The organism is Lysobacter ciconiae (genome assembly GCF_015209725.1).
GTDB classification, from domain to species: domain Bacteria; phylum Pseudomonadota; class Gammaproteobacteria; order Xanthomonadales; family Xanthomonadaceae; genus Novilysobacter; species Novilysobacter ciconiae.
The window spans coordinates 2,442,324-2,469,079 of record NZ_CP063656.1 but is presented as its reverse complement, the minus strand read 5'-3'; the positions used below and the strand labels follow the sequence as shown (position 1 = coordinate 2,469,079).

The 26,756-nt window shown below is 63.7% G+C and carries 23 protein-coding genes; 8 read left to right on the top strand and 15 right to left on the bottom strand.

The features are described 5' to 3' along the window. Positions 1–41 precede the first annotated feature (41 nt). The 4 genes from INQ41_RS11135 to INQ41_RS11120 are packed head-to-tail and all read left to right on the top strand — an operon-like array spanning position 42 to position 7,639. Entirely contained in the window at positions 42–1,271 is a 1,230-nt protein-coding gene (locus INQ41_RS11135; protein WP_193984489.1) for a cystathionine gamma-synthase, read from the top strand. 14 nt (positions 1,272–1,285) lie between these two features. Further along, positions 1,286–2,098 carry an ABC transporter permease gene (locus INQ41_RS11130; protein ID WP_228076588.1) on the top strand — a complete coding sequence of 271 codons (813 nt, stop codon included), beginning with the start codon at positions 1,286–1,288 and terminating at the stop codon, positions 2,096–2,098. Further along, positions 2,088–3,458: an ABC transporter ATP-binding protein gene (locus INQ41_RS11125; RefSeq protein ID WP_193984486.1), complete on the top strand. Its 1,371-nt coding sequence runs from the start codon at positions 2,088–2,090 to the stop codon at positions 3,456–3,458. Before INQ41_RS11130 ends, INQ41_RS11125 begins: the two co-directional genes overlap by 11 nt. 38 nt (positions 3,459–3,496) lie before the next feature. Further along, on the top strand, positions 3,497–7,639 hold the full coding sequence (locus INQ41_RS11120; protein ID WP_193984484.1) for a glycosyltransferase: 4,143 nt from the start codon (positions 3,497–3,499) through the stop codon (positions 7,637–7,639). An 81-nt stretch (positions 7,640–7,720) separates the two neighbouring features. Here INQ41_RS11120 and wecB read toward each other — a convergent pair whose 3' ends face one another. Then, positions 7,721–8,851 carry a non-hydrolyzing UDP-N-acetylglucosamine 2-epimerase gene (gene wecB / locus INQ41_RS11115; RefSeq protein WP_193984482.1) on the bottom strand — a complete coding sequence of 377 codons (1,131 nt, stop codon included), beginning with the start codon at positions 8,849–8,851 and terminating at the stop codon, positions 7,721–7,723. 179 nt (positions 8,852–9,030) lie between these two features. On the opposite strand from wecB, the gene INQ41_RS11110 reads away from it, so the two are divergent. Further along, a complete protein-coding gene (locus INQ41_RS11110; RefSeq protein ID WP_193984480.1) occupies positions 9,031–9,453 on the top strand; it encodes a hypothetical protein in 423 nt (140 codons plus the stop codon). A gap of 8 nt (positions 9,454–9,461) precedes the next feature. On the opposite strand, the gene INQ41_RS11105 is transcribed toward INQ41_RS11110, so the two are convergent. The 13 genes from INQ41_RS11105 to INQ41_RS11045 form a co-directional block, all read right to left on the bottom strand. After that, positions 9,462–10,973: a hypothetical protein gene (locus INQ41_RS11105; protein WP_228076587.1), complete on the bottom strand. Its 1,512-nt coding sequence runs from the start codon at positions 10,971–10,973 to the stop codon at positions 9,462–9,464. 3 nt (positions 10,974–10,976) lie between these two features. Then, positions 10,977–12,104 carry a dTDP-4-amino-4,6-dideoxygalactose transaminase gene (gene rffA, locus INQ41_RS11100; RefSeq protein ID WP_228076586.1) on the bottom strand — a complete coding sequence of 376 codons (1,128 nt, stop codon included), beginning with the start codon at positions 12,102–12,104 and terminating at the stop codon, positions 10,977–10,979. Positions 12,105–12,133: 29 nt separating this feature from the next. Next, a complete protein-coding gene (locus INQ41_RS11095; RefSeq protein ID WP_193984475.1) occupies positions 12,134–12,760 on the bottom strand; it encodes a class I SAM-dependent methyltransferase in 627 nt (208 codons plus the stop codon). A gap of 3 nt (positions 12,761–12,763) precedes the next feature. Continuing rightward, positions 12,764–13,108, bottom strand: a complete 345-nt coding sequence (locus INQ41_RS11090; RefSeq protein ID WP_248285349.1) for an EamA family transporter — start codon at positions 13,106–13,108, stop codon at positions 12,764–12,766. 26 nt (positions 13,109–13,134) lie between these two features. Beyond that, positions 13,135–14,358, bottom strand: a complete 1,224-nt coding sequence (locus tag INQ41_RS11085) for an acyl-CoA reductase (protein WP_193984471.1) — start codon at positions 14,356–14,358, stop codon at positions 13,135–13,137. Continuing rightward, positions 14,355–15,461: a LuxE/PaaK family acyltransferase gene (locus INQ41_RS11080; RefSeq protein WP_193984469.1), complete on the bottom strand. Its 1,107-nt coding sequence runs from the start codon at positions 15,459–15,461 to the stop codon at positions 14,355–14,357. The genes INQ41_RS11085 and INQ41_RS11080 overlap by 4 nt, the downstream gene beginning before the upstream one ends. Further along, entirely contained in the window at positions 15,458–16,855 is a 1,398-nt protein-coding gene (locus INQ41_RS11075) for an AMP-binding protein (RefSeq protein ID WP_193984467.1), read from the bottom strand. The genes INQ41_RS11080 and INQ41_RS11075 overlap by 4 nt, the downstream gene beginning before the upstream one ends. After that, a complete protein-coding gene (locus INQ41_RS11070) occupies positions 16,856–17,599 on the bottom strand; it encodes an SDR family NAD(P)-dependent oxidoreductase (RefSeq protein ID WP_193984465.1) in 744 nt (247 codons plus the stop codon). Positions 17,600–17,601: 2 nt separating this feature from the next. After that, positions 17,602–17,850 (bottom strand): acyl carrier protein, encoded by a 249-nt coding sequence (locus INQ41_RS11065; RefSeq protein ID WP_193984463.1) that lies wholly within the window; start codon positions 17,848–17,850, stop codon positions 17,602–17,604. Further along, positions 17,847–18,605 carry a hypothetical protein gene (locus INQ41_RS11060; protein ID WP_193984461.1) on the bottom strand — a complete coding sequence of 253 codons (759 nt, stop codon included), beginning with the start codon at positions 18,603–18,605 and terminating at the stop codon, positions 17,847–17,849. Before INQ41_RS11060 ends, INQ41_RS11065 begins: the two co-directional genes overlap by 4 nt. After that, complete coding sequence (locus INQ41_RS11055) at positions 18,602–19,483, bottom strand: glycosyltransferase family 2 protein (RefSeq protein ID WP_248285348.1); 882 nt, start codon at positions 19,481–19,483, stop codon at positions 18,602–18,604. Before INQ41_RS11055 ends, INQ41_RS11060 begins: the two co-directional genes overlap by 4 nt. A 328-nt stretch (positions 19,484–19,811) precedes the next feature. Next, positions 19,812–20,750, bottom strand: a complete 939-nt coding sequence (locus tag INQ41_RS11050) for an electron transfer flavoprotein subunit alpha/FixB family protein (RefSeq protein ID WP_193984458.1) — start codon at positions 20,748–20,750, stop codon at positions 19,812–19,814. Beyond that, positions 20,750–21,502 carry an electron transfer flavoprotein subunit beta/FixA family protein gene (locus INQ41_RS11045; RefSeq protein WP_193984456.1) on the bottom strand — a complete coding sequence of 251 codons (753 nt, stop codon included), beginning with the start codon at positions 21,500–21,502 and terminating at the stop codon, positions 20,750–20,752. Before INQ41_RS11045 ends, INQ41_RS11050 begins: the two co-directional genes overlap by 1 nt. A 157-nt stretch (positions 21,503–21,659) precedes the next feature. On the opposite strand from INQ41_RS11045, the gene INQ41_RS11040 reads away from it, so the two are divergent. The 3 genes from INQ41_RS11040 to INQ41_RS11030 all read left to right on the top strand — a co-directional run bounded on the left by INQ41_RS11040 (position 21,660) and on the right by INQ41_RS11030 (position 25,368). After that, positions 21,660–23,072, top strand: a complete 1,413-nt coding sequence (locus tag INQ41_RS11040; RefSeq protein WP_193984455.1) for a mannose-1-phosphate guanylyltransferase/mannose-6-phosphate isomerase — start codon at positions 21,660–21,662, stop codon at positions 23,070–23,072. 67 nt (positions 23,073–23,139) lie between these two features. After that, positions 23,140–24,843, top strand: coding sequence for a proline--tRNA ligase (locus INQ41_RS11035; protein WP_193984453.1), 1,704 nt, complete (start codon positions 23,140–23,142; stop codon positions 24,841–24,843). Positions 24,844–24,990: 147 nt separating this feature from the next. Then, on the top strand, positions 24,991–25,368 hold the full coding sequence (locus tag INQ41_RS11030) for an H-NS histone family protein (RefSeq protein WP_193984451.1): 378 nt from the start codon (positions 24,991–24,993) through the stop codon (positions 25,366–25,368). An 86-nt stretch (positions 25,369–25,454) separates the two neighbouring features. Here INQ41_RS11030 and INQ41_RS11025 read toward each other — a convergent pair whose 3' ends face one another. Further along, positions 25,455–26,726, bottom strand: coding sequence for a threonine/serine exporter family protein (locus INQ41_RS11025; protein ID WP_193984449.1), 1,272 nt, complete (start codon positions 26,724–26,726; stop codon positions 25,455–25,457). Positions 26,727–26,756 lie beyond the last annotated feature (30 nt).

The following is a 26,756-nucleotide window of genomic DNA, read 5'->3' as shown; positions in this document are numbered from 1 at the left end:
TAAACTTGCCGGCTGATTCGTCGCGGTAAGGAGTGGCCACAATGAGCAGTGATGATTCCAGCAGCGCTGGCCGAAAGCAGGGGTTGGGCACACTCGCCATCCATGCGGGACAGTCGCCGGACCCAAGCACCGGCGCGGTGATGACGCCGATCTACGCGACGTCCACCTATGTGCAGTCCAGCCCGGGCGTGCATCAGGGATTCGAGTACTCGCGCAGCCACAACCCGACGCGCTTCGCCTACGAGCGCTGCGTTGCGGCGCTGGAAAGTGGAACGCGCGGCTTTGCATTCGCCTCGGGCTCGGCGGCGAGCTCGACGGTGCTGGAACTGCTCGACAGTGGCAGCCACGTCATCGCGATGGACGATGTCTACGGCGGAACCTACCGATTGTTCGAGCGTGTCCGTCGGCGCAGTGCCGGCTTGGATTTCAGCTGGGTCGATCTGACGGATCCCGCCGCTTTCGAGGCCGCGATCCGACCGGATACCAAAATGGTCTGGATCGAGACGCCGACCAATCCGCTGCTGAAGCTGGTCGACATCGCAGCCATTGCGGCCGTCGCGCACAAGCACGGACTGATCGTGGTGGTCGACAACACCTTCAGCTCACCGATCCTGCAGCGACCGCTGGAACTGGGCGCAGACATCGTCGTGCACTCGGCCACCAAGTATCTCAACGGCCACTCCGACATTGTCGGCGGCATCGTGGTAGTGGGCGATAACAGCGAGCTGGCCGAACGAATGGCCTTCCTGCAGAACTCCACTGGCGCGGTGCAGGGGCCGTTCGACAGCTTCCTCGCGCTGCGGGGACTGAAGACCCTGCATCTGCGGATGAAGGCGCATTGCGAGAACGCGCAAGCGCTGGCGGAATGGCTGGAAGGGCATACGGCGATTGAGAAGGTGCTTTATCCCGGCCTCAAGTCGCATCCGCAGCATGAGCTGGCCAAGCGGCAGATGGATGGCTTCGGCGGTATGGTCAGCATCTACCTGAAGGGCGGCGCCGAGGCCGCGAACCGGTTCTGCGAAAAGACCAAGCTGTTTGCGCTGGCTGAATCCTTGGGCGGCGTGGAAAGCCTGGTCAATCATCCTGCGATCATGACGCATGCTTCGGTGCCGGCGGAGCGTCGAGCGGAGTTGGGTGTTGCCGATAATCTGGTGAGGTTAAGCGTGGGAGTGGAACAGCTGTCCGACCTGCGCCATGATCTTCAAGTCGCGCTGGAACAGCGGACGTCACCGGAAGGAAGCAGAAGCCGTGGCTCGGGGCTGCTCATTTGAACCAGAGAATCGCGATGCACTCCCTGTCGCCGATCGCGCTGGTCCGGACCCTCACCCAACATCGAAGCCTAATCCGAGGTCTCGTGGTGCGTGAGGTGATCGGCCGCTACAAGGGCTCCGTTATGGGTCTCATGTGGTCTTTCTTTACGCCGATCATGATGCTTGCCGTGTTCACGTTTGTATTCAGCTATGTGTTTAATGCTAGGTGGGGGGTGGGAACGGGGTCGAAGACAGAATTCGCTCTGGTTTTATTTGCTGGTCTCATGGCATTCAATCTGCTCGCAGAATGTTGCAATCGTGCGCCCCTCTTGGTCACTGGTAATGTTGGTTACGTGAAGAAGGTGGTGTTCCCGATTGACGTGCTTCCTGTGGTGTCAGTGGTGGCAGGGGTATTTCACTTTGCCGTGAGTTTTTTTGTATGGTTCGTATTCCATCTGATATTGATTGGAATGCCCCCTTCGACGTTCTTGCTCACGCCCTTGGTGATTTTACCGCTTGTGCTTATGACACTTGGATTTTCGTGGGTGCTGGCATCTTTGGGAGTTTATTTGCGTGATGTTACTCAGGTGGTCGGCTCTCTGACGTTAGTGCTCCTGTATCTGTCACCCATCTTCTATCCTGTTTCGGTTATGCCGGAGCAATATCGATCCATTATGAAGATGAGCCCGCTCACGTCCACCGTTGAGCAGATGCGTGGGTTGATGATGTGGGGGCATAGTTTTGACTGGGGCTTGTGGGCGATCTCGATGGCGACTGGCATCGCGATCGCGTGGCTCGGTTTCGCTTGGTTTCAGAAGACGCGTAGGGGGTTCGCCGATGTCCTCTGAACCGGCGATCTCCGTTTCGGGAGTCTCTAAGTGCTTCGAGATGTACAACTCGCCGCGGGACCGGCTCCGGCAATTCTTTGCACCCAGTGGTCGTAAGTACTACCGTGAATTCTGGGCCCTTCGGGACGTCTCATTCGATGTAATGCCCGGCGAGACGATCGGCATTCTCGGGCGTAACGGCAGTGGCAAGAGCACGCTCTTGCAAATCATTGCAGGCACGCTTACTGCCACGAATGGCGATGTTCGGGTCAACGGCTTGCTTGCCGCACTTCTGGAACTCGGTTCCGGCTTCAATTCGGAATTCACCGGGCGCGAGAACGTCTTCCTGAACGGTGCTGTGCTCGGGTTCAGCCGGAAGCAGATGGAGGCGAAGTTCGCGGAGATACAAACCTTCGCCGACATCGGCGAGCATATGGACCAGCCGGTAAGGACGTATTCGAGCGGTATGTACGTGCGGCTAGCCTTCGCCGTTCAGGCCTGCGTGGATCCGCAAGTGCTGATCGTTGACGAGGCGCTTTCGGTCGGAGACGAGAAGTTCCAGCGCAAGTGTTACGAATACATTGAGGGACTCAGGGCGCGCGGTTGTGCGATCGTGATCGTTACCCACGCGACGTCGACCGTCGAGAAGTTTTGCCAGCGCGCGGTCCTACTCCACCATGGGCGACTGCACGGCATCGGTTACGCTAACGCGATAATTGACCAGTACCATGCCCTGCTGTACTCCGACGAGAAGGCGTATCTGCGCTACCTGAATTCCGAAGCGACCAATGACGCGGCTGCTATTGCACCGTTAGATGTGGCCGTAGACCTAGATGTCGGCGCCGATGTGCCGAGTTCGCCCGAGCCATTGCCAGCGGCGCCCGCGGATGATCATGCTCCGGATGAGAATGTACTGCCGGCGGCGGTACAGGAGACCCACACGCGGTTACGCGCCTATATCGAGAACTGGTCAGCTGAAGACGCCCGTGGTGAACGTTGCGAGGTGTTCATGGTCGGCGAGCCGGTCATCGTCTCCGCACGTGTCCGGGTGCTCGACGATATTGACGAGATGCAGTTCGGCATTCTTTTAAGAACGGTCGAAGGCGTGTCGGCATTCGGCAGCAGCACCATGTATCACAATGCGAACCTTAAGTCGGCCACCCGAGGTGGCGTGTACGAAGTCAGATTCGAGATCGATCTAGCATTGTGCGAGGGGACGTACTTCGTGACCCTGGCTTTGGCCGAGGCGATCAGTCATGCCGATATGGCGTATCTCGATCGCAAGACCGACATCATCATCCTAAAGGTGCGCGAGCCGCGTACGAAAGGTACAGGAATCGCCGCACTGCCCGTGTCGGTCGCATTCACAAAATTGCGCTGAGAACGCGGTTCTCGCGAGTGCACGGCGTCGGAGACCCCATGAAGAAATCGTTGTTGATCGTCACGGAAGCGTTTGAATTCGGTGGCGTCGAAAGCTACATACGCTGCGAGGTCGCGGAGTTGAAGCGGCTCGGCTGGGAAGTGCATCTCGCATGCGGTAATCGCTTCTCCAACGCGATGCTGCCAGACGGACTTGCGTCCCTTACTGCGGGTCTGGCGTTGGGGCCCGAAGCGGACATCGCAGGATTCCTGGGAGCCGTCGACTCCTTGGTCGGGGTCGCACGTCGTGAAGGGGTGACCGCCATCCACGCGCACCCCTTCACAGCGCTGTTGCCGGCGGTGGCGTGCGCGATTAGCCTCGGGCTGCCATGCGCGATCACGCTGCACGGGCCCGCTTCGATTTCCGGCAGTTACGGCGAGGCCTACGATTTCATGTTGGCCTCGCTCACCTTGCCATTCGTGAGTCATGTCGTCGCCGTCTCCGACGAAGTAGCGGAGCTCGCCAGCCCCTACATCGACCCTCGTCGCATGAGCGTGTTGCCGAACGCGATCGAGCCGGTGGCTGCCGCCGCCAGCGCAGCGAACGGGCGATGGCTCACGGTGGGCAGACTGGATAACGCCAAGGTCAAAGGGATCGAGACGTTCGCTCGTGCCGGTATCGAGATCGGGCTGGGGGGGGTTGATATCTGCGGCGACGGCCCTGCACGACCCTGGTTGGAGGAGTCACTCGCCGCGATGATCGCGGATGGCCAAGTTCGCATGTTGGGTGAGCGCCCAGACGCTAATGCGCTTATGAGCAATTACGACGGCGTCGCCGGCATGGGGCGCGTGGCGCTGGAAGGGCTCGCTGTCGGTGTGCCTGTCGTGCTCGTCGGTTACGAGGGCGTCAAAGGTCTGCTCGATGAGGCGCTGTACGCCAAGGCGAGCCACAGCAATCTCTCGGGTCGGGGTCTCCCTGATATCACGGCGTCGACGCTGGCCGGGCAATTGCAAGATCACGGACCCGAGGTCATCGCAGATGTGTCCGCGCGCGCGGGTACGGAACGGGAAGCAGGCACTCTGTGGCGACGCTTTGTCAAGATAATCGACGATGCGGCGCCGGTGAAGTCCGCGATCCTCGAGGGCTATCTGCGCAGTCTTCGAACCTTGGATGACCGCTCCGGGGCATCGGCATACTGGTCGCGTGAAGTCATGGATGTGCTGTCGCGGTTGGTCGCCTCTCCGTCGGCGCAAGGCACGCCACTGGCGCAGGCGTTCGCGATCCACTCGGAAGCATTTACACGAACAGTGGTCGAGCAGCAGATGCGAGAGGCGATTGAGAACGCCAAGACGCTACCCCAAGCGGTTGCGGACGCCACTGCCGAGCGTTTCGGCTGGGCGGATTCGCGCGGCGGGCTGGAACGGGTCGGCACTCTGCTGGATCGGCTGGTCGCAGATGCGGCCGCCGAGCAGTCCCATTGGAAAGATTCGCGGGAAGTGTTGGATCAGATCGCCCGCCTGGTGAGTAGGGTGGTTGCAGATGTGAACGCTGGGCATTCCGATCGGGTGGACTCGCACAAGAGACTCGATCGAATTGCTCGTCTGCTGGAGAGCTTGGGCGAAGATGTATCGAGCTCCAAGGAGATAGTGCGCCACGAGCTCCAAGGGCAAGCGCAAGATGTGTTGGAAGCACTCAAGGTGATTGAAGTGCTTCAGCCGAACGTCGCTGAAATGCGCGAGGAAGTGCGACAGCACAAGTGGAGCCTTGATCGACTCCAGCGCAACCAACAGGATGCGTTGGCACAGATCCATGACGCGATCACCTGGGAAACGAATGCTTCGAGGGGTGCCGAGCACGCGATTGCTGACCTGGTGGCATCCATCGAGTCGTCAATGCTAGTGAAGCTTTCGGACATCGAGCACTCGATTGACGCCCACGCCGAGGCCAACCGAGAGGGGGAGGCGCTGCGTGTGCGGCTCGCCGTGATCGAGCAGGAACTTCAGAGCGTATACCGCAGCACCTCTTGGGCGCTGACGCGGCCAATGCGTGCGGTGAAGCGGCTGATGGTCGATCCGCGGGAGACTTCGCGTCATCTGAAACGCATGATGTCTACCGGCGAAGCCGGCGTAGACGAAAGTGGATCGATCGGGTGGCCCTTGCGGTCCCACCTTCGTCAGGCGTGGAACTTCCTTCGACGCACAGCGCGGACCGGACGGTTGGACCCTTCCGACAAGGCCAAGTTGCGCCGCATGTTCCGCTCCAGTCGTGTGATCTTGAGCGAGAGCGCCGGTCTGGGCGTCGGGCATACTGTGCCGGATGGCTCTGGCATGGAAGATGTTTTCGTCTGGGCCGTAATTGACTGGCACTTTCGGTTCCAACGGCCGCAGCACCTTGCCGCTGCTATGGCGGGGAAGGGACATCGAGTCTTCTACATTTCCAACAATTTCGTGGACTCGGTCAAGCCGGGATTTTCGGTCGAGCCGCTTGATAAGACCGAGAGGCTCTTCCAGATCAACCTCAACGTGCTCGGTGCGCCGCCAATCTACTTCGACGTCGCCAGTGCGCAGCAGGTGAACGCGATCGGCGCTAGCCTCGCGAGCTTGCTCGAGTGGACGGGCACCACCCGTTCAATATCGCTTGTCCAGCACCCCTTCTGGCTGGAGCCCGCTCAGAGCCTGCCCAACATGCGGCTCGTCTACGACTGCATGGATCACCACGGGGGCTTCAAGGACAACGCCGCGAACGTGCTGGCGGGTGAGCGGACACTGGTCGGTAGCGCGGACCTGTTGATCGTCACCTCGCAGTGGCTCTACGACGAGATGGAGAACGAGTCGGCGAACATCGCGATGATCCGCAATGCGACTGAATACGAGCACTTCTGCGCGCGTCCTTCGGAAGTCTTCGTCGATCGGGCTCGGCGACGGATCATCGGCTATTACGGTGCTATCGCTGAGTGGTTCGACGTGGACCTGATCCGACGCGTCGCTGTCGATCATCCTCGGGATCTGGTCCTGCTCGTAGGGCGGGACACAACCGGCGCCGCAGAGCGCCTGCACGATCTGCGTAACGTACGATTCATCGGCGAGGTGTCCTACAAGGAGCTACCGTACTGGCTGCACGCATTTGATGTATGTCTGCTGCCTTTCCGTGTGATCCCACTGACCCTTGCCACCAACCCAGTCAAGGTCTACGAATATCTAAGCGCTGGAAAGCCAACGGTGTCGGTCGATCTGCCGGAAATGTCCCAGTTCGCGGGGCTCGTCCGTGTCGCGGATGATGCTGCCGACTTCTCGAGGCAGGTATCGACTGCGCTGGAGCCCGCTGACTCAGACGCCGCCGTGGTGGAGGCGCGTCAAGCTTTTGCTCGCCAGCAGACTTGGGCGCATAGGGCCGCTGAGCTCGACGATGCTCTAGCGAGGATCGTCGAACCGAAGGTAAGCATTATAGTGCTCTGTTACAACAACTTGCAGTTCACGCAGGCTTGCCTGGAAAGTGTCGAACGCTACAGCGACTATCCCAATCTTGAGATCATCGCCGTGGACAACGCATCTTCCGACGGGACCCAAGCGTACTTAACGCATTGGGCCTTGGGCGGGACGCATCGCGTCTTCATCGCCAATGACGCCAATGTCGGGTTCTCCGCAGGTAATAACGTCGGCTTGCGGGCGGCGACGGGTGACTACCTCGTTATCCTCAACAACGACACCTATGTAACGCCGGGTTGGGTGCGAGGCTTGATGCGGCACCTCAGGCGGAACCCGGGGGCAGGTCTTGTGGGGCCCGTGACCAATAACATCGGCAACGAAGCGCGCATCGAGATCCACTACGCCACTATGGAAGAAATGATCGAGCGTGCCGGAGAGTACACCCGGCGTAATCCGGGTACTTCGTTCGAGATAGCCACGGCGGCGTTTTTCTGCGTGATGATACCTCGCCGAGTTTACGATGCAGTGGGGCCGATGGATGAGGACTTCGGCGTCGGATTCTTCGAGGACGACGATTATTGTCGACGACTGGCGCTGAACGGCTTCAAGGTCCTATGTGCAGACGATGTCTTTGTGCACCACCATCTGTCGGCGAGCTTCAACAAGCTGAAGGCCGGGGCCAAGCAGGCGTTGTTCGATACGAACAAGGCGATCTATGAAGCGAAGTGGGGCCCTTGGGCGCCGCACACCTACCGTGAACGCCACCCGCCTGTTTGATGCGGTGTGGTGTGGATCTTATAGTTCTCGGGATAAAGGGCCGGGTATCCCGGCCATTTTCCATTTCAGCCGTTCCGCCGCTCAGCCTGCGACGATGCGGCGTGCAATGCGCTCGGAGGCGTGGCCGTCACCATACGGGTTGTGTGCACGGGACATGGCTGCGTAGGCTGCCGGATCGTCCAGCAGTCGATTGGCCTGGGTGACGATACGCGCAGTGTCGATTCCCACCAGTCGAACCGTGCCCGCATCTACTGCCTCTGGGCGCTCCGTCACGTCCCGCATCACTAGCACGGGCTTGCCCAACGAGGGCGCTTCTTCCTGCACGCCGCCGGAATCGGTGATGAGCAGATGCGCACGCGACATCAGGTACACGAACGGCAGGTAGTCCTGCGGTGGGATCAGACTGATGGCGGGATGGTTGCCGAGTAGTCGATTTACCGGCTCTCCGACGTTGGGATTGAGGTGTACCGGATAAACGATCTGTGTATCACCGCGGTCGGCAAGACCGCGTAGTGCTTTGCATATCTGCTCGAAACCGTCACCGAAGTTCTCGCGGCGATGCCCAGTGACCAGAACCAGCTTCTTGCTGTCATCCAGGAACGGGAATCGCGAGGCCAATTCGGCGCTGAGTGCTACGTCGGACTCGATCCGCGCGGTGACCTGCAGTAGCGCATCGATGACGGTGTTGCCGGTGACTTCAATGCGCCCATCGTCGATGTCCTCGCGCCGGAGATTTTCCCGCGCACGCTCGGTAGGTGCGAAGTGCAGCGACGTCAACGGCGCTGTGAGGCAGCGGTTGCCTTCCTCTGGCCAAGGCGCGTAGATGTCGCCAGTCCGCAGGCCTGCTTCGACGTGCCCAACGGGTACCCGGTTGTAGAACGCCGCCAGGGCCGAGGCCAGCGTGGTGCTGGTATCGCCATGGACGAGAACGAGGTCGGGCGCATGGCGGGCAATCACGTCGCACATGCCCATCAGGATCTTGCTGAACAGCCCCTGCAGCGTCTGCCCCGGCTCCATCACATCCAGGTCTTCGTCGGGCGTGATGTCGAAAAGATCTAGGACCTGGTCGAGCATCTGCCGATGCTGGGCGGTCACCACGACGATGGGCTCCACGCCCGGGGTCAGGCGCAATGCTTCGACGACGGGGGCCATCTTGATGGCTTCAGGGCGGGTACCGAACACCACCAGCACTTTCTTCGGCGTTTGCTTCATCGATGTTCCTCGATCATGGAGCAGAGCGGCGCAGCGCAGCCGCGGGCATGGACGTGGAATTATCCCAGAACACCGCGATGATGTTCGTCCCGGGATGCACCTTCGTTCAGCGCAGGCGCTGCGCTGTCGCCCCTGCCTTGACCCCCGGCTAGAATGGCCATCTTTGGCCGGAGACGCTCATGATTCACGGTAGGCGCGTACTGCTGTTCGGGGTGCTGCTGTTGAGCGCCTGCCAACGCCCGCCTGCGGACGCTTCGGCGGTGGGATACCGCGTGGTGGATGAGGGCCGGGCCCACGGCAACTGCGTGGTCTGCGTCCAGCCAACGACGGCACCGGGTTGCATCGACGGTGGGCAGGCGGCCGAGATCCAATGGCACGTCCCGTCGGCAGACGATGCCCAGGCCGTGCGGATCGAGGTCCGGCGCGCCGACCAGTCCATCCTGGAGGTGGCCACCGGGCCGTACGCGGGGCAGGCAGCGCTTCCCGTACCGGTGCTGCCGACCGATCGGATCAGCGTCGTCAGCGCCGGCACGGGCGCGGAGCTTGCCTTCACCCGTGTTGCCGAGCCGGCAGGCTGCGCGCTGCCGCCTGCGGCTCACTGAGCGGACCCTCACGGGGCGGGTGCATCCACCAGTTCGACCGGGCCCGCCTCCGCGTCGAGTGACTCCATGGAATAGCGCTCCAGCATCCGCGTGGAGAACGCATTGAGCTGGTGGTCGCGGAGCAGCGAGATCGAGCGGACCTGCTCGTCCCGGTCGGCCTGGCAGATCACCAGCGTGGGAGCGCAGGAGGCCAGCCGCACGGTGGGATCCTTGCCGAGCAGGATCATCTCGCGCCCCAGGTTGTTGCCGTAGTTCTGTACGTACACCGCGTCTGCCCAGGTCACCTTGGACAAGGGCCACTGGATCGCGACCAACGCAAGCAGGCCCAGGCCCACCAGCGTCCGTTGGGGCCAGCGCCACGCCGACCAGTCGGCGCCTGCGGCCATCAACGTGACCGCGACGGTCCCCAACTGGTACAGCATCAGGTAGCGCTGCTGGAACACGTAGTCCGGCCCGAACATCGACACCCGGCCGATGACGATGCCGGCGACGGCCCCGTAGCAGAACAGCATCAGGGTCACGGCGATGAACTGGGTACGGTTCCATGCATCGCGCCATGCCCGCCACCAGAACCAGGCGTGCGCCGCGACGACCGCCAGTCCGGCGGCCCGATGCAGCAGCTCGGCCTTGGCGGGCACGTAGAACTGCAGGGCAGGGCGATCGGAAATGGACAGCGCGGCAATGGACAGGACCATCTGCTGCAGCCGCTCGGCGCCGAGGCCGCGCAACGCCGAGAGCGCCGACGGCCCTGCCGCCGCGTCGGCGAGATGGGGATGCAGGTAGAAGCGGCTCGTCAACCCGTATGCGACCACGGACACCGCCACGACGGCGACCACGGCCGCGGTGCGCCGCCAACCGGCGCCGCGCTGTTTGGCTTCAAGGATCAGCAGCGCAAGGGCAATGCTGATCGCGCAGATCAATGCGGCGCTGTCGAGCGTGAAGGCCACCGCTGCCGCCACAAGCCACAGCGTCAGCCAGCGTCCGTGCCGGACCGCGTGCCAGCTGGCCATGGCCATTCCGATCAACGCCAGGGGCCCCAGGTAGCCCAGGGTCACCAGCGACCAGTTGAAGACCATGCCGCCACTTAGCGAGACGAAGCTCGCGGCCGAGGCGGTCATCGGCAGGATCCACCACGCACCCCGGTCCCGATCGTGGTTGTCGCAGCGGGCGGCATGCAGCATCAGCACCCAGGCGGCCGCGGCAATGGCGAGCCCCATGTAGGACTCGATCACGAAGTCCAGATCGAACGACTCCGCATTCCACAGCAGCAACAGCTTCTGGATCGGCTGGGCGTGGTCATCCGCGCTGCGCTTGATGTACAGATCCTGCAGCGTCACACCGCCGTGGTAGTGCTTCTGCAGGAAGGCATCGATGAAATACCAGCCATCGGAGGTGACAAACGGGATGCTCGCGTAGGAGATGTACATCGCGGCGTTGATGAAGGCCGCGCTGGCCATGACGATGACGACCATGGTGGGCCAGTCGGACGCCGACTTTCGGGAAAACGCCTGAATGTGCATCTCTCAGCCGACCAATGCACGGTCGGCCGCAGCGAGGATCTCAGGGAGGTGGTCTTCCACGCCGATCCACAGCGGCATTCTCACCAGGCGCTTGCCGATGTCATCAGTGACGGACATGTCCGAACCGGTACGGCCGTGCGCCAGTCCCGCCGGCGAGGAGTGCAGCGGAATGTAATGGAACACCGCCTGCACGCCGTGCTCCCTCAGGTCCTGGATGAACCGGGTACGGATCTCCAGCGACGGCAGCAGCATGTAATACATGTGCGCGTTGTGGGTGCAATGCGCCGGAATCGTGGGGCGGGTGAGCAGCCCTGCGGCCTCATGGGCTTCGGCCCAGGCGTGGTAGCGGTCCCAGATGGCCAGGCGGCGCTCGGTGATGTCCTCTGCCGCATCCATCTGCGCGGAGAGGAAGGCGGCCGTGATCTCGCCCGGAAGGAACGAGGAGCCTACGTCCACCCACGTGTACTTGTCGACCTGGCCGCGGAAGAACCGGCTGCGGTTGGTGCCCTTCTCACGGATGATCTCCGCGCGCTCGGCATGCGTGCTGTCGCGGCAGAGCAGCGCGCCGCCTTCGCCGGAAATGATGTTCTTGGTCTCGTGGAAGCTCAGGGCGCCCAGGTCGCCGAGCGTACCCAGCGGGCGGCCCTTGTAGCTGGACATGATGCCCTGTGCGGCATCTTCCACCACGGCCAGGCCATGGCGTGCCGCGATCGCCAGGATCGTATCCATCTCGCACGAGACGCCTGCGTAATGCACCACGCAGATGGCCTTGGTACGGGGCGTGATGGCGGCTTCGATCAGCGCCTCGTCGATGTTCAGGGTGTCGGCGCGGATATCCACGAAGACCGGCACCGCGCCGCGCAGCACGAAGGCGTTGGAGGTCGACACGAAGGTGTAGGACGGCATGATCACTTCATCGCCCGGCACCAGGTCCAGCAGCAGGGCCGCCATCTCGAGGGCCGCGGTGCAGGAGTGGGTCAGCAGGGAACTGCTGGCACCGGTCCGCTCGGTCAGCCAGGCGTTGCACTGCTTGGTGAACGGACCATCTCCGCTAAGGTGGCCATTGGCGTGTGCGTGGGTGATGTTCACCAGCTCTTGGCCGGTCATGTAGGGCTTGTTGAACGGAATCACTGGTGCTCCTGATCGCGGCTGGGCGGGCCCTAGCGCACGCATTCCATGATGTAGTGTGTATACGGTACGTAGAGCATATCGTCTCTGACCTGGACCTTCACCGCGCCGAATTCAGCCTCGGCCAGGGCCTGGTAGGCCGCCGGCGTGCGGATGCTCTGGCCGCGGTCACGGGCGATCAGGGCCCGCGCGATGGGCGACTGGCCATCGATATAGGTACCGTCCAGCGAGATGAAGCGGCCGCCCGGTTTCAAGGCGGCGTGCGCGGTGCGCATCAGGGCGCGCGCGCGATCATCATCGAGGTGGTGCAGGATGCCGATCGCCAGCACCAGATCGGCGCCCCGTTCCTCGGTGCCGGCAACGCGGTACTCCGCGACGTCCATGCACTCGAAGCGCGCGTGGGCGCCGTGCCGTTGCCGGGCCGCGGCGATGTAGTCCTCGGACAGATCGAATCCCACGTAACGCAGTCCCGCCGGCATCTGACTGAACAACTCACCGGTGCCGCAGCCGATGTCGAGGATGCGGTCGCCGGTGCGTGGGCGGATGTGATCCCGGATCAATCTGGCGCGGGATCGCTTGGCGCCTAGTAGATTCTGTAGCAGATCGTAGACTTTCGGATGCGACAGTACAGCGTGCAAACCATCGGTCTTCTGCGACATGATTCAGGCCCCTGAGCGTGATAGCACGATGACCCCGAGGATGATCAGGGCAGTGCCCGCGATCTTATGTGAGTCGAAGGACTCCCGGAAGAGCAGGACCGTCAGCACCGCGACCAGCGGGAAGCTCAGTGCCGTGAAGGGATAGGCCTTGCTCAGCGGCATCCGGCTGATCGCGGCCATCCAGCACAACGAGGCCCCGAACGCGGCCGCGAAGGCGCTGATCACCCACGGATTGAGCAGCAGGGTGATGATGGCACGCGGGTTGAGGCCGTCGATGGTCGCCCCGGGGTTGAGCCCGACCTGCCATTTCAGGGTGATCTGACCGTAAACGGTCAGCAGGATGGTCATTGCGATAAAGACGTAGCTCATCGGATTCAGGTCGCCGGCAGGGTGATTTTGCGGGTGAGAACGTCAAGCAGGTCGTTGCCGTCCCATACGGGGTGGAAATCCAATGCCCGTCCGAACGGCACGACCCGGTCCACGGCTCGGTTGCCGAGACCGGACAGGAAGGTGCCCAGGTCCTGCGCAGTGAATCCATGCTGCACCAAGGTCTGGTCCCGGTCATCCAGCTGCGCGGCAAGCTCGTGCAGCGCCTGCAGCTCGACTTCGACGACCAGGCCGTGGCCCGACTGGATCTCCCGGATGTGGCCGTCGGCGTGACCGGTCTCCAGGCGGAGCGGATACAGGCCCATCGAGTCCGGACTATGGACGCGATGGCCCAGCGCAGCCAGCAGATTGGCGTCGGTCACGCGCGCCATCAGCGCGGCGGGCTCGTCCTCGATCTGTCCGGCCTGGGCGCGGACGGCAGGCCAGAAGCGTGCCTTGGCCGCCGCGACATCCGCGGCAGTGCCGATCCAGTAGACGCAGCGGGGCGACGAGCAGGCCTGCTGGCCGAACCACAGCACGTCATTGCAGAAGCGGCGGGCCAGTTCCTCGATCTCGATGTCGGTGCTGGCGGTCAGTGCGTCCGCACGGACCACCGCAACGCCGAAGCGGTCCGGGAATGCCAGCTCCACCGCGAGGGGCGCGATCGGCAGCGAACGGATCTTGGCGACGGTGGCATCGCCGCCCCAGATAATGCGGGAATGGCAGTGGCGCGAAATCTGGCTGGTGATCGCGTCGTCATGCGGGTACGTCAGCAGCACCGCGCGTTCCAGTACCTGGGGATGCAGGCCTTCGCGGTGCATCGCATGCAGGATCGACACCAACGCGTCACGCTGGGTGCTGGGCTTCTGCGACAGGCGCGCCACGTTGGTGTTGCCCGCCAGCACCGACATCAGCCAGGCGTAGGCGAACAGCACATCGACGTTGGCCGGCGCGAGGTGGAAGACGAGCCCGCGTGCCAGGTTCAGTTCGGACGGTCGGCCCGCCAGACGCTGTGACAGCTGGTTGACCGCGGCACCGCGGAACCAGTGGCCCAGGGTGGCCAGCTCGGGATGCTCGCGCAGCTGCGGGAGGGCGAAGATGCGCTTGGAGAATTCGGCGACGAACTCGCGCAGCGGTGCCGAGAACGGCACCACGGGCGGAAGTGCGGACAGCCGCGCCAACTCGCTGTCCAGCGTGGCGTGCGGGTGGATCGAAAAGAGCAGAGTCGTCATGCGCCGGGTACCGTCCGAGTGTCGCTGCAGCCGCGGATTTCCACGTTCTTGATACGTCCCAGTACACCGAAGTACTTGCCGGGCCGTCCGCAGGCGCAGTCGTCCTCGCCGTGGATCACGCCCAGGTCTTCGGTCAGCAGGCTATGGCCGGGATAGCTTTCCGGCAGCAGGCTCAGCACCTGGATCGCGCCGACGGTGCCATGTGGCACGGGCGCAAGGTCCTGCAGGTCACGCACGATCACGTCGGCATAGGCCGGCGCATGCAGGTGGCCATGTTCGCATTCGAAGAAGATCGACCCCACCTGCTCGACCATGCCGTAGTAGTTGTGCACCCGTTCGATCGCGAACGTGCTCGACAGCGCTGCCTTGTACGCGGCGTTGTCGACCTTCTGCTCGTCCATCTTCTTCCAGCCGCCGCCATGCACGAGCATGCTGCCGGCGGGGAAGCGGATCTGCTTGCCGTCGCGCTGCGCGGCCTGCACGAAGGACTGCCAGACGATAAAGGTGAAGCCGAACAGCAGCACCGGCTCGTCCGGGTGTGCCTGCAGCCACGCCTCAAGCGCGGCCCAGTCCGGTTGCAGCGACTCATTGAGCAGGTAAAGGTGGTCCCGGCCGAAGTTGGAAAAGCCCAAGATGCCGGCCGCGCGCGCGTTGAAGCGGGTGCGGTCGCGCAGGAAGCTGTCGTCGTCCACCACCAGCATGCGCATGCGCTTGGCACCGGCGAAGTGCGAGAAGATCCGGGTCAGTGCCCGGGCCTGCGCACGCGCGGTCTCGGCATCCAGGAAAATGCGCGAGACAGCGGCCCCGGTCGTGCCGCTGGAGACCAGGGTGCGCGACACCTGGGTGTCATCGATGCTCTTGAGGTCGAGCAGCTTGAACATGCGTACCGGCAACCATGGCACGGTTTCCAGTGTCTGGGCCGGTGAAGCCGGCCACAGCCCGTCCAGGATGCGCGCGTAGGGCGCGCAATGCGACTGGTGGTGCGCGGTCAGGCGGTTGAGTCCTTCCAGCAGCCAGGCCCGCTTGCGTTCGCGGTCCAGACCGAATACATCCACATCCAGCGCACTGGAGGAGCTGGCCACGGGGGTGGCAGGCAGGGTCACGTTGCTGCTCCTTGTCCGGTCATCTGCCGGAGGCTCTGATAGTCCACTTTGCCGCTAGCCATCAACGGCAAAGCGTCCAGGTGGATCGCGCGGACATGGCCGCCGAAAAGCTTGTAGCGGGCCTGCACCAGCTGGCGGACCTGGCCCTGCTCCGCGATGGCATCGCCATGGCTGAAGGCGACCAGGTCATCGTCACCGCCGGAGCAGACGATCTGCTGCCCGAGCGCAGCCGACAGCATCGCCTCCACCTCATCCAGGTTCACGCGGTTGCCCGAAATCTTCAGGAAGCGCTTGGCGCGCCCGATGATGTAGTGGAACCCGTCGTCGTCCACCCGTACCAGGTCACCGGTCCGCAGCACACCGTGCATGTCATCGCCGTTGCCCAGGTCCGCGCGTTCGACCGCATACCCCATCATGACGTTCGGCCCGGAATAGACCAGTTCGCCGCTGGCCGCATCGACCTGCATGCGCCCACCGGGGATGGGAATGCCGATGCTGCCGATCTTGTCCAGCAGGCGGTCGGTCGGCACGTAGCTGATGCGGGGCGATGCTTCGGTCTGGCCATACATCACATAGAACGCCAGACCATGCTCCTGGCTGGCGGTGGCGAAATACTGGACCAGCTCGTCGCGCAGACGCCCACCGGCCTGGGTCAGCATCCGCATGCTCGGCAGCTGCATGCGGGCCAGCCCCATGCGGCGGAGGATCTCGAAGGTGGCAGGCACACCGGACAGCGAGGTGATCGCATGCGTCCGCGCGGCGTCCCAGAATTCGCGCGTCATCAGGCTGTCGTTGCTCAACACCACCGATCCGCCACAGGCAAGGTGGCTGTTGAGGATCGACATGCCGAACGAATACGCCAGCGGCAGCGTGGTGATCGCACGATCCGACGGCTGCAGCCCGAGGTAGGCGACGATCGCCTCGGCATTGGCGTCCAGGCCACTGCCCGACAGCCGTACGAGCTTGGAAGAGCCGGTGCTGCCGGAGGTGCTCAACAACAACGCGAGATCGGGATGCGGTGCGATCGCGGGCGCAGCGGCTTGGCGCACGTGCAGTGCGAGCACGGTGCCGCGCTGCACGGTCTGGTAGCCATCGGCGGCTTCACCGGTACTGGCGACCCAGTCCGGCTGGTAGTGCTCGACGAGATCGGCGAGCAGGTCCGGATCGATGTCCGGCTGCAGCAGCAACGGCACCTGGCCGGTGCGCAGCGCGCCGAGGTAGAGGGCGATCGCTTCGACGCTGGTGGGCATGCACAGCAGACCCATGCCGCGCCCCGCAGGGAGTGCAGCCGCCTGCTGGTCGGCCAAACGGGCCAGCGTCGTGAAATCCAACTGCTGGTCGCCGTCGACGAGGGCGATGCGGGACCCGTGTTGTTCCAGATTCCAGAACGGCATTCAGACCACCATCTGTCCGTCAATGCCGATCACTTGGCCGGTGACATAGCTCGACGCGTCGCCCAGCAGGAAGGACACCAGCTCGGCGACTTCCTGTGGCGTACCGGCACGCCCCATCCCGATCGAGGCCACGCGCTTGGCGTGCGCGGCCTCGGGCATGCCGCGGGTCATGTCGGTGTCGATGAAGCCGGGCGAGACGGCGTTGACGCGGATTCTGCGCGGTGCCAGCTCTTTGGATGCCGAGCGCGTCGCGCCGACCAAGGCGGCCTTGCTGGCGGCGTACAGGCTCAGGCCGGCAGCGCCGTTGACGCCCATGATCGAGACCAGATTGACGATGCTGCCCTTGCCGGTGCGTGCCATCAGGCGCGACGCATACTGCATCGCCATCAGCGGCGCCTTGACGTTGACGGCCAGCACTTGGTCGATGTCTTCGGCGCGGATCATGCCAAGCAGGCCCTCATGCAGCACCCCTGCATTGTTGACCAGTCCGTCCAGGCGACCGAAACGGGAAAACACCTGCTTGAACAACGCGGCAATCGCGTCCGCATCGGTCAGGTCCAGCGCCGTACACAAGGGCGCGGGGGCACCAATCGACTCGACCTCCGCGGCGAGGCTGGCCAACACCTGCTCGTCGCGCGCCACCAGGACAAGCTGAGCCGGCTCTGCAGCCAGATGCAGCGCGATCGCCCGTCCGATCCCGCGCGAGGCACCGGTAACCAGGATGACAGGCACGGCGGTGGACATGCTCAGACAGCCGCGCCGTGCTTGCGCAGGATCTCGCGCGCCTTGCCGACCGAGCTCATGTCGATCACTTCGTCCATGTCGATCATCACGCCGAAGGCTTCTTCGAGCGCTGCAACCACGGACATGTGCGCGATGGAATCCCACTGCGGGATGGTCGCGTAGCGCAGATCATCGTTGATGGTGTCCGGAGCGATGCCCAGCACACGGGCGAACACGGCGACAACTTTATCTTCGGTAACGGCATCGTTCATATAAATTTCCTGAACCCAAACAGGGTGCTGTTGAAATGGAATCCGAGACGGGCATACAGATTGAGGATGCCCGTGTTGGCGGCAGAGACGATCGTGGTGCACTGCTGGATATCCCGGGCGGCAAGCGATTCCAGTGCGGTGACCCACAGCGGCAGCGCCAGCATCGCGTAGGGCGCGGTGGCGCCGGTCAGCAGCAGTTCGGCACTGCGTTGTTCGGGATGGACGCGCTCGGCATGGAAGCCAATCGTCCTGCCGCGCGATTCGGCGACTTGCGCAAGCCCGCCGGTGACGAGGTCCTCGACCCAGTTGGCGGTGCGGTTGGCCGCGCGCCCCGGGTCGATCGCCGGATCTTCAAGGAACCTGCCATGGGCGAAATCCGTGGCCGCGATACGGCGAAGCTCCGGGATATCCGCCGCGGTGGCCGGGCGCAGCGTCGGCAACATGCCGCGCGGGACGGTGGGCAGGTGGGCTAAACCACTGCGCGAGACGGTCAGCGAGGTTTCAACGAACTGGTAGCCGTGCTGCAGCAGCGCCGCCTTGGCCACCGGAGACCGCGCGTCGATGCGGCCGAAAAAGTAATGCACCGATTGGCCGGCGCACCAGTGCTCGAGTTCCGCCAGCAACGGACCGGCCTGGTCGACCGTCGCGATATCCAGCGCAGTGACTTCGGCGGTGACGAAACCCAGCGCCCGCTCATCCCACGGTGTAAGGCGCGCGGCAATGCGGCCCTGGCCGTGATCGAAGACGACGCTCATCGCGCTTCCCGCGCATCGTTCACCGCATCGGCAACGATGTAGTAGGGGCGGTGCTGCACGTTACGGAAGACCTGGCCCACATACAGCCCGACGACGCCCAGGCAGAACATCACCATGCCACCGATCAGCCACACCGATCCAATGATCGAGGTGTATCCGGCGACTTCGATATCCCCGTCCCACCAGCGCAGCAGGCTCATGCCGACCAGTACGAAGGCGACCAGCGAACAGACAATGCCGGTCCCCGCGACCATGCGCAGCGGTTTTTCCGAATAGCCCAGCGCGATGTTCATCGACAGCTTGAGCAATTTGCGGAGAGTGTAGGAGGTTTCGCCGACGGCGCGTGCCCGGTGCTGGACCGGGAGCTTGCCGGTACGGAAGCCGGCCCACCTTACCATCAGAGGGAATGAACGGTCGCGCTCGGGCATTTCGCAGACGGCGTCGATCACCTTGCGATGGAAAATACCGAAATTGGCGGTGGTCGGATCCTGAGTAACCCCGGTGAGCCAGCCCAGCAGGGTGAAGAAACTCCAGGACGAGAGTCGTTTGAGCACCTTATCCTGACGATCGATACGCTGCGCGAATACTACGTCCAGCTGGTCGTAGATGGCCTTGCGGTACAGCTTGGGAATCTCGCCGGGCGCATCCTGCAGGTCGCAATCCATCACCACGGTCCAGCAGCCCGTAGCATGTTCGATACCCGCCGAGATCGCCGAGTGCTGCCCGAAATTCCGCGACAGGCGCAATCCGCGCAGCCACGGCCGGGTACGCGAAAGCTCTTCGATGCGGCCCCATGCCCCGTCGGGGCTGGCGTCATCGACGAGGATCATCTCGAACGACACGGCCATGGACGTCGCCGCAGCCTGCACCTGGTCCACGAGATCTTCCAGACAATCTTGGCACCCATACACTGGCGCTACGACGGAAAGCTCGACGCAGTTACCGGGCTCTGAACCGGCGGGTAAGGGAGTGGAAGTCATCTGATCAACAATCCTTCGGCGCCTAGGCCCGTTGAATGGGGGCGGTTGACACATTGGAGTGGGCTGCGAATGGTGCCACACGTGGGCCGGCGCTCGGCTTCCCCCACGAAGTTCAACGTGAATGGTCGGCGACCATAGCTTTTTGCAGGCGATCCAAAACAGAATGACCGTCGCAGAACATTTATCTTGTGCCTCCGACGGAGCAAACCGAGCGCTGGATACTCACCTACAACGCCGCTTCCAACTCCGGCAAAATCGTAAACAAATCCCCCACCAACCCGATATCCGCAACTTCGAAGATCGGCGCGTCGCCGTCCTTGTTGATCGCCACGATCGTGCCCGCATCCTTGATGCCGGTCAGGTGCTGGATCGCGCCGGAGATGCCGATGGCGACGTAGAGCTCCGGCGAGATGATCTTGCCGGTCTGGCCGACCTGCATCTCGTTGGGGCAGTAGCCGGCATCCACCGCTGCGCGCGAGGCGCCGACCGCGGCACCGAGCTTGTCGGCGAATTCATAGACGATCTTGAAGTTCTCTTTGGAGCCCACGCCGCGTCCGCCCGACACCACGCGTTTGGCGCTCTGCAGATCGGGACGGTCCGAGCTCGCGCCCGCCAAGCCGATGAAGCGGGTGTGCTCGGGCAGCGAGGCTTCCACCGACACGGCTTCCACCGGCGCGTCGCCGCCTTGGGCGGCTTCCGACCAGGACGCGGTGCGGATGGTCGCCACCACGGTGTCGGCGGCGGGCGCCTCCACGGTGATGATCGCGTTGCCGGCATAGATTGGGCGCTTGAAGACATGGCTGGACTCGACTTCCATCACGTCCGACACCTGGGCCACGCCGAGCAGCGCGGCCACGCAGGGCATCACGTCCTTGCCAAAGGTGGTTGAGGGGCCAAACACATGGGTGTAGCCCTCAGCCAGTTTGGCGATCTGCGGCGCCAGGTTCTGCGCGATGGCTTGCGCGTTGGCGGCATTGGCCACGGTCAGAACACGGGTGACGCCGGCGATGGTGGACGCCTGTTTAGCGACCTCGTCCGGCAAATCGGCCAGCACGACGACGTCGATGGCGTCCGGCGACAGCGCCTGCGCGGCGGTAACGCATTTGGCGGTGGCCGAATTGAGCACGCCCTCGTGATGCTCCGCGATGATCAGTACCTTGCTCATTACAGCAACCCCTTCGACTTGAGTGCGGCGACCAGTTCGGCCGCATCCTTGACCATGACGCCCTTGCTGCGCTTGGCGGGCGGCGCGTAGCGGGTCGTTTTGAGCAGGTTGCCGGACTCGACCCCCAACTCGGCAAACGCGATGGTCTCCATCGGCTTGCTCTTGGCCTTCATGATGTCGGGCAGCTTGATGAAGCGCGGCTCATTCAGGCGCAGGTCGGTGGTCACCACGGCGGGCAGGTCCACTTCCAGGGTCTCAAGGCCGGCATCGACCTCGCGGGTCACCGTGGCCTTGCCGACGGCAATCTCCAGCTTCGACGCGAAGGTCGCCTGTGGGCGGTTCCAGATCGTCGCCAGCATCTGGCCGGTCTGGTTGGCGTCATCGTCGATGGCCTGCTTGCCCAGGATCACCAGGTCGGGCTGCTCCTTCTCGATCAGCTTGAGGAAGACTCGCGCGGCGGTCAGCGGCTGGATGTCCTGGCCGTCCTCGATCACCACGTGCAGCGCGCGATTGGCGCCCATCGCCAAGCCGTTGCGCAGGTGCGCCTGGGCGTTGGCGGGTGCGATGGTGGCGACCACCACCTCGGTGGCGATGCCCTTGTCGCGCAGGCGCAGCGCCTCTTCCAACGCGATTTCATCGAACGGGTTGGCCGACAGCTTCACGCCGTCCGTCACCACGCCGGAGCCGTCCGGCTTCACTTGCACGCGGACGTTGTAGTCCACGACGCGCTTGTAACCAACCAGGATTTTCATCGTTGTGGGGAGTCCTTGATGAGTCTGTAGTACGTCTGCGGCCGGGTCCGGAACATCGTGGATCACGGGCCGAAAGAACGCCCATTCTATCCGAGCGGGGCCTCCGCCGCCTCGTCTGACGAGCTATTCTGTCCCGGTTCAATCCAAAGGAATTGGCATGCTACATCCGGTCGTTCTCAGCGGCGGCAGTGGTACCCGCCTGTGGCCGCTGTCGCGGCAGAACCAGCCCAAGCAGTTCCTGACCCTGATCGGCGAGCGCTCGCTGTACCAGGAGACGGTCCTGCGCGCTAGCCGCTTGCCCGGTGTGCAAGCGCCGATAACGGTCTGCAGCCAGCTGCACCGGTTCATGGTCGGCGAGCAGTTGCAGGCAGTCGCGATGGGCAATGGCGGCATTGTCCTGGAGCCGGTGGCACGTAATACCGCGCCGGCGATCGCGCTGGCGGCGATGCAGGCGCTGCGCTCGGACCCGGATGCCACCTTGCTGGTGATGCCGGCCGATCACCTGATCGAGGACGAGGCGGCGTTTCGCGACGCCGTCGGCCGCGCGCTGTCTTTGGCCGAACAGGCCTGGCTGGTCGCCTTCGGTATCACGCCGGACTACGCGGAAACCGGTTACGGCTACATCCGTCAGGGTGACGCGCTGGGGGCCGACGGCTATCGCATCGACCGGTTCGTGGAAAAGCCCGATCTGGAAACCGCGCAGGAGTATCTGGACGCCGGCGGCTACGCCTGGAACTCGGGAATGTTCCTGTTCAGTGCCCAAGGCTATCTGGACGAGCTTGCGCGGCATGCTCCAGCGATCGTCGGTGCAGTCGAGCGTGCGTGGGGGAAGGCCTCCAGCGACCTGGATTTCATCCGGATCGACGAGACCGCCTTCGCGGCCAGTCCCAGTGACTCCATCGACTACGCGGTCATGGAGAAAACCGATCGCGCCGCCGTTGTACCGGTCAGTTGCGGCTGGAGCGACATCGGCTCGTGGTCGTCGTTGTGGTCGGTCGCCGAGCACGACGCCGACGGCAACCGTCAGGAAGGCGACGTGATCTCGGTGGATACCACTGGCAGTCTGGTGAAGGCCTCCGAACGTCGCCTGATTGCAACCATCGGCGTCGAGGATCTCATCATCATCGATACGCCGGACGCCACGCTGGTGGCGCGCAAGGACCGGGTCCAGGACGTGAAACTCGTGGTCGACCGGCTCAAAGCGGCCGGGCGCAGCGAGCACCTGTTCCATCGCAAGGTCTATCGGCCGTGGGGCAGCTACGACTCCATCGGCGTGGGCGAGCGTTTCCAGGTCAAGCGCATCGTGGTCAAGCCCGGCGCGGCGCTGAGCCTGCAGAAACACCGGCACCGCGCGGAGCACTGGGTGGTGGTGTCGGGCACCGCCGAGGTGACCTGCGGCGAGCGCGTGTTCGACCTGAACGAAAACGAGAGCACCTTCATTCCGCTGGGCAGCGTGCACCGGCTGCGCAATCGCGGCACCGAGCCGGTCGAGTTGATCGAGGTGCAGTCGGGCAGTTACCTGGGCGAAGACGACATCGTCCGCCTGGAGGACGTGTACGGCCGGTCCTGAACGCAGGTCGGCCGGTACCGGGCGCACTGAGGCAGAATAGGCGCCCGACCATTCTGCCGGTTCCGCCATGCGCCTCTCGCAATTCCATCTCCACACCAGCAAGGAAGTCCCCGCCGAGGCGGAAATCATCAGCCACAAGCTGATGCTCAAGGCCGGGATGATCCGCAAGCTGGCCTCCGGCCTGTACACCTGGACGCCGCTGGGCCTGCGCGTGCTGCGCAAGGTCGAGCGCGTGGTCCGCGAGGAGATGGACGCCGCCGGTGCGATCGAGATGCTGATGCCCGCCGTGCAGCCGCGTGAGCTGTGGGAGGAAACCGGGCGCTGGGAAAAATTTGGCGGCCAGTTACTGAAGATCCAGGACCGCAAGGAAGCCTGGTACTGCTATGGCCCGACCCACGAGGAAGTCATTACCGATTTCGCGCGCCAGGAGTTGGCCAGCTACAAACAGCTGCCCGCGTGTTTCTACCAGATCCAGACCAAATTCCGCGATGAGATCCGGCCGCGTTTCGGCGTCATGCGCGCGCGCGAGTTCCTGATGAAGGACGCCTACTCCTTTCATCTCGATGACGCCGACCTGGACCGCCAGTACGAGGTGATGCACGAGGCATACAACCGCATATTCACCCGACTGGGGTTGGAGTTCCGCGCGGTGTTTGCCGATACCGGCGCGATCGGCGGCAGCGCCTCGCACGAGTTCCATGTGCTCGCCGCATCCGGTGAGGATGCGATCGCGTTCTCCGATGCCTCCGGTTATGCCGCCAATGTCGAGCTGGCCGAAGCGCTGGCGCCGGGTTCGCGTGCGGCCGCCGGCGAGAACATGACCCGGGTGGAAACCCCGTATCAGCGCACCTGCGAGGCAGTGGCGGAACTGCTGAAAGTCGGACTGGAGCGCACCGTGAAGTCCGTTGCCGTGATCGGGGAGCAGGGCTTCGTTCTCGCGCTCGTGCGCGGCGACCACCAGATCAACGAGATCAAGCTGGCCAAGCTTCCCGGACTGGCCGACTACCGGATGGCGACGGAGGTCGAGATTCTCGAGAACCTCGGCACGGAGCCTGGCTTCATTGGCCCGGTGAAGCCGCTCAAACGGGTGCACGTCATCGCCGACCGCAGCGTGGCGGCAATGACCGACTTCGTCCTTGGCGCCAATGAAAAGGGGTTTCATCTGGCCGGGGTCAATTGGGGCCGCGACCTCCCGGAACCCGATGCGGTGGCCGATATCCGAAATGTGGTCGCTGGCGACCCGTCGCCCGACGGCAGTGGCAGACTGCAGATTGCCCGGGGTATCGAGGTGGGCCACATCTTCCAACTCGGCCGCACATATGCCGCGGCCATGGATTGCACGGTGCAGGACGCCAATGGCAAGGCCGTGACGCCGACCATGGGCTGTTACGGGGTGGGCGTGTCGCGCATCGTCGCCGCCGCGATCGAGCAGAACCACGACGCCAACGGGATCGTCTGGCCCGAGGCGATGGCGCCGTGGCAGGTGGTGATCTGCATCATCAATCCGAAAAAAGACCCGGCGGTGGTGGTCGCGGCTGAAGCGCTGCACCGTCAATTGCTTGGAATGGGCATCGAAGCGGCAATGGATGATCGCGGTTTGCGTCCCGGGGCGATGTTCGCCGATATGGAGCTGATTGGCATTCCGCACCGGATCGTGGTTTCCGAGCGCGGCATTGTCGCCGGTACCTTCGAATACCGGCATCGACTGGCCGAGGCGTCCGAAAATATCGGGCTGGAGGCGTTGCTGATGCGGATCGGTGCCAGTGCTTGATCGCTCATTGGGCAAACCTGGGGGCAAGTAAATGAATGCCGGGCCGGCCGGGATAATAGTCAGCGTTTACTAACTCCGCTCGCCGGCCTAGTATTGGCTCGCCGGCCGTGCCACGGCCGAGTTTCACCAATTCCCGGAGAATCCCCCATGTCAGTCGATATTGAATCCCTGTCAGCGAAAGAACTCACCGCGCTGATCAACGAGGCGAAGAAGCGCAAAACCACGCTGAGCAAGCGCAAGCCCATTACCCAGGCGCGCAAGCGTGTGATGCAGGCGGCGAAGAGCGAGGGCTATACGATTGCCGAGCTGTTCGGCGCAGGCGGTGCCGCGGCGGCTGAACCACGTGCCCGCGCCAGTGCGCCGCGTAAAGCGCGCAAGACCACCGGCAAGGTCGCGCCAAAGTACCGCAATCCCGAAAACGCCAACGAGACCTGGACCGGCCGCGGCCGCCAGCCACGCTGGTTGACCGCCTTCACCGATGCCGGCCGCAACCGCGACGAGTTCCTGATCAACCCCGAGGCTTGATGCCGGGACGCACTGGATCGAGCTTCTCCGGCGATGCGCCGGAGCAGGGAAGCGCCGGCGAATGCCGGCGTTTTCTTTTCGATTTTCTACAGGTTCCTGCGGGTTGGCAGCAGCAGGTTGCCAAACAACAACCCGGCGATGACCGCCAACAGGATGTTTACCACCGCCATCAGCGCATCCTGTCCCACACCCACGTCCTGACGCTGGACCAAGTCCATCATTCCGCGCAGGCTGACGCTGCCCGGCAACAGAAGGATGATTCCCGGCACCCGGACCAGCGCGCCGGGGCGGTCAAACCAACGCGCATACCCGTTTCCCGCCACCGTCAATACCAGCGCGGCCAGGAAGATTCCGACCGGGCTGCCCCAGGCCAGCCCTCCATAGCGCGAGATCAGATAACCCGTCGCGGCGGAAATCATCACCAGCGGGTAATCGCGCACGTGCGCCCGGAACAGCACCGCAAAAGCCAGTGACGCGGCCGCCAGTGCCGGCCATTCCACCCATGGTGGCTGGGGTCGCAGTGCGCGCACGGCGGGCTCCAGACCGACCAGGTGCGCCATGTAGAGTGCAATGACCGTCCCCAGCGTCAACTTGAGCACGGTCGATAGCGCTCCGGCCGCGCGCGCCGTGCCGGACACCAGGTGCTGGCTGGTCAACTCGTTCATGGCGTTGGTCAGCGAGAGACCCGGCAGCAACACGATCAGCGAAGCGATGATCACCGTGTTCTGGTTGAGCGGCGCGACGAAGGTCGCCACCAGCACGACCACCAGCGTGGCGACCATCGCCAGCAGCGCGTCGGAGGCTTCGCGCAAACGCGGTCGGGACGCCCCCAGCAGGGTCAGGACACCGATCAGCACGCCGTTGAATCCGGCCACCGCGATATCCAGCCAGGGCAGGCGCAGCAGTCCACCCACCGCCGCTGCCACGAGGCCGAAAGCCATGACCTGCAGGGCCTGGGCCCAGCGCGAGGGCGGCGTGTCCAACTCGCTCAGCGCCTCGAAGGCGGCCGCCAATCCCATCTCGCCGGCAATGACCGCCTCGGCGATGCGGTCCGTCTCGACCAGGCGCTGCAGGTCGGTGTCTCCCGGAGGCAGGCGGATCACGCGGGTGATGTCGCTGTGCCCCGGCAGCTGCTGCGGATCGCTGAAGGACATGATCAGGGCCGTCGGGCTGACCCAGGGCTCGCACTCGACGCGCAGGCGATCGGCGACTGAGAGCAACGCGCCTTCCAGGCGCTGGGCGGTGGTGCCGTACAGATGCAGGCGCTCGGCGAGCTCGACCATGAAGGCGATGCGGTCCGGATAGCTGGCGTTGCTCAGCGGGATGGTGGCGGTGGCGTGCGAAGACGTACTGATCATCCCGCTAGGATCGCACGCGGGCCCGGGACG

What these genes read in the sequence shown, in the direction of transcription:
- INQ41_RS11135 (WP_193984489.1), top strand. Translation starts at nt 42, where the DNA reads ATGAGCAGTGATGATTCCAGCAGCGCTGGCCGAAAGCAGGGGTTGGGC.
- INQ41_RS11130 (WP_228076588.1), top strand. Translation starts at nt 1,286, where the DNA reads ATGCACTCCCTGTCGCCGATCGCGCTGGTCCGGACCCTCACCCAACAT.
- INQ41_RS11125 (WP_193984486.1), top strand. Translation starts at nt 2,088, where the DNA reads ATGTCCTCTGAACCGGCGATCTCCGTTTCGGGAGTCTCTAAGTGCTTC.
- INQ41_RS11120 (WP_193984484.1), top strand. Translation starts at nt 3,497, where the DNA reads ATGAAGAAATCGTTGTTGATCGTCACGGAAGCGTTTGAATTCGGTGGC.
- wecB (WP_193984482.1), bottom strand. Translation starts at nt 8,851, where the DNA reads ATGAAGCAAACGCCGAAGAAAGTGCTGGTGGTGTTCGGTACCCGCCCT.
- INQ41_RS11110 (WP_193984480.1), top strand. Translation starts at nt 9,031, where the DNA reads ATGATTCACGGTAGGCGCGTACTGCTGTTCGGGGTGCTGCTGTTGAGC.
- INQ41_RS11105 (WP_228076587.1), bottom strand. Translation starts at nt 10,973, where the DNA reads ATGCACATTCAGGCGTTTTCCCGAAAGTCGGCGTCCGACTGGCCCACC.
- INQ41_RS11095 (WP_193984475.1), bottom strand. Translation starts at nt 12,760, where the DNA reads ATGTCGCAGAAGACCGATGGTTTGCACGCTGTACTGTCGCATCCGAAA.
- INQ41_RS11090 (WP_248285349.1), bottom strand. Translation starts at nt 13,108, where the DNA reads ATGACCATCCTGCTGACCGTTTACGGTCAGATCACCCTGAAATGGCAG.
- INQ41_RS11085 (WP_193984471.1), bottom strand. Translation starts at nt 14,358, where the DNA reads ATGACGACTCTGCTCTTTTCGATCCACCCGCACGCCACGCTGGACAGC.
- INQ41_RS11075 (WP_193984467.1), bottom strand. Translation starts at nt 16,855, where the DNA reads ATGCCGTTCTGGAATCTGGAACAACACGGGTCCCGCATCGCCCTCGTC.
- INQ41_RS11070 (WP_193984465.1), bottom strand. Translation starts at nt 17,599, where the DNA reads ATGTCCACCGCCGTGCCTGTCATCCTGGTTACCGGTGCCTCGCGCGGG.
- INQ41_RS11065 (WP_193984463.1), bottom strand. Translation starts at nt 17,850, where the DNA reads ATGAACGATGCCGTTACCGAAGATAAAGTTGTCGCCGTGTTCGCCCGT.
- INQ41_RS11060 (WP_193984461.1), bottom strand. Translation starts at nt 18,605, where the DNA reads ATGAGCGTCGTCTTCGATCACGGCCAGGGCCGCATTGCCGCGCGCCTT.
- INQ41_RS11050 (WP_193984458.1), bottom strand. Translation starts at nt 20,750, where the DNA reads ATGAGCAAGGTACTGATCATCGCGGAGCATCACGAGGGCGTGCTCAAT.
- INQ41_RS11045 (WP_193984456.1), bottom strand. Translation starts at nt 21,502, where the DNA reads ATGAAAATCCTGGTTGGTTACAAGCGCGTCGTGGACTACAACGTCCGC.
- INQ41_RS11040 (WP_193984455.1), top strand. Translation starts at nt 21,660, where the DNA reads ATGCTACATCCGGTCGTTCTCAGCGGCGGCAGTGGTACCCGCCTGTGG.
- INQ41_RS11035 (WP_193984453.1), top strand. Translation starts at nt 23,140, where the DNA reads ATGCGCCTCTCGCAATTCCATCTCCACACCAGCAAGGAAGTCCCCGCC.
- INQ41_RS11030 (WP_193984451.1), top strand. Translation starts at nt 24,991, where the DNA reads ATGTCAGTCGATATTGAATCCCTGTCAGCGAAAGAACTCACCGCGCTG.
- INQ41_RS11025 (WP_193984449.1), bottom strand. Translation starts at nt 26,726, where the DNA reads ATGATCAGTACGTCTTCGCACGCCACCGCCACCATCCCGCTGAGCAAC.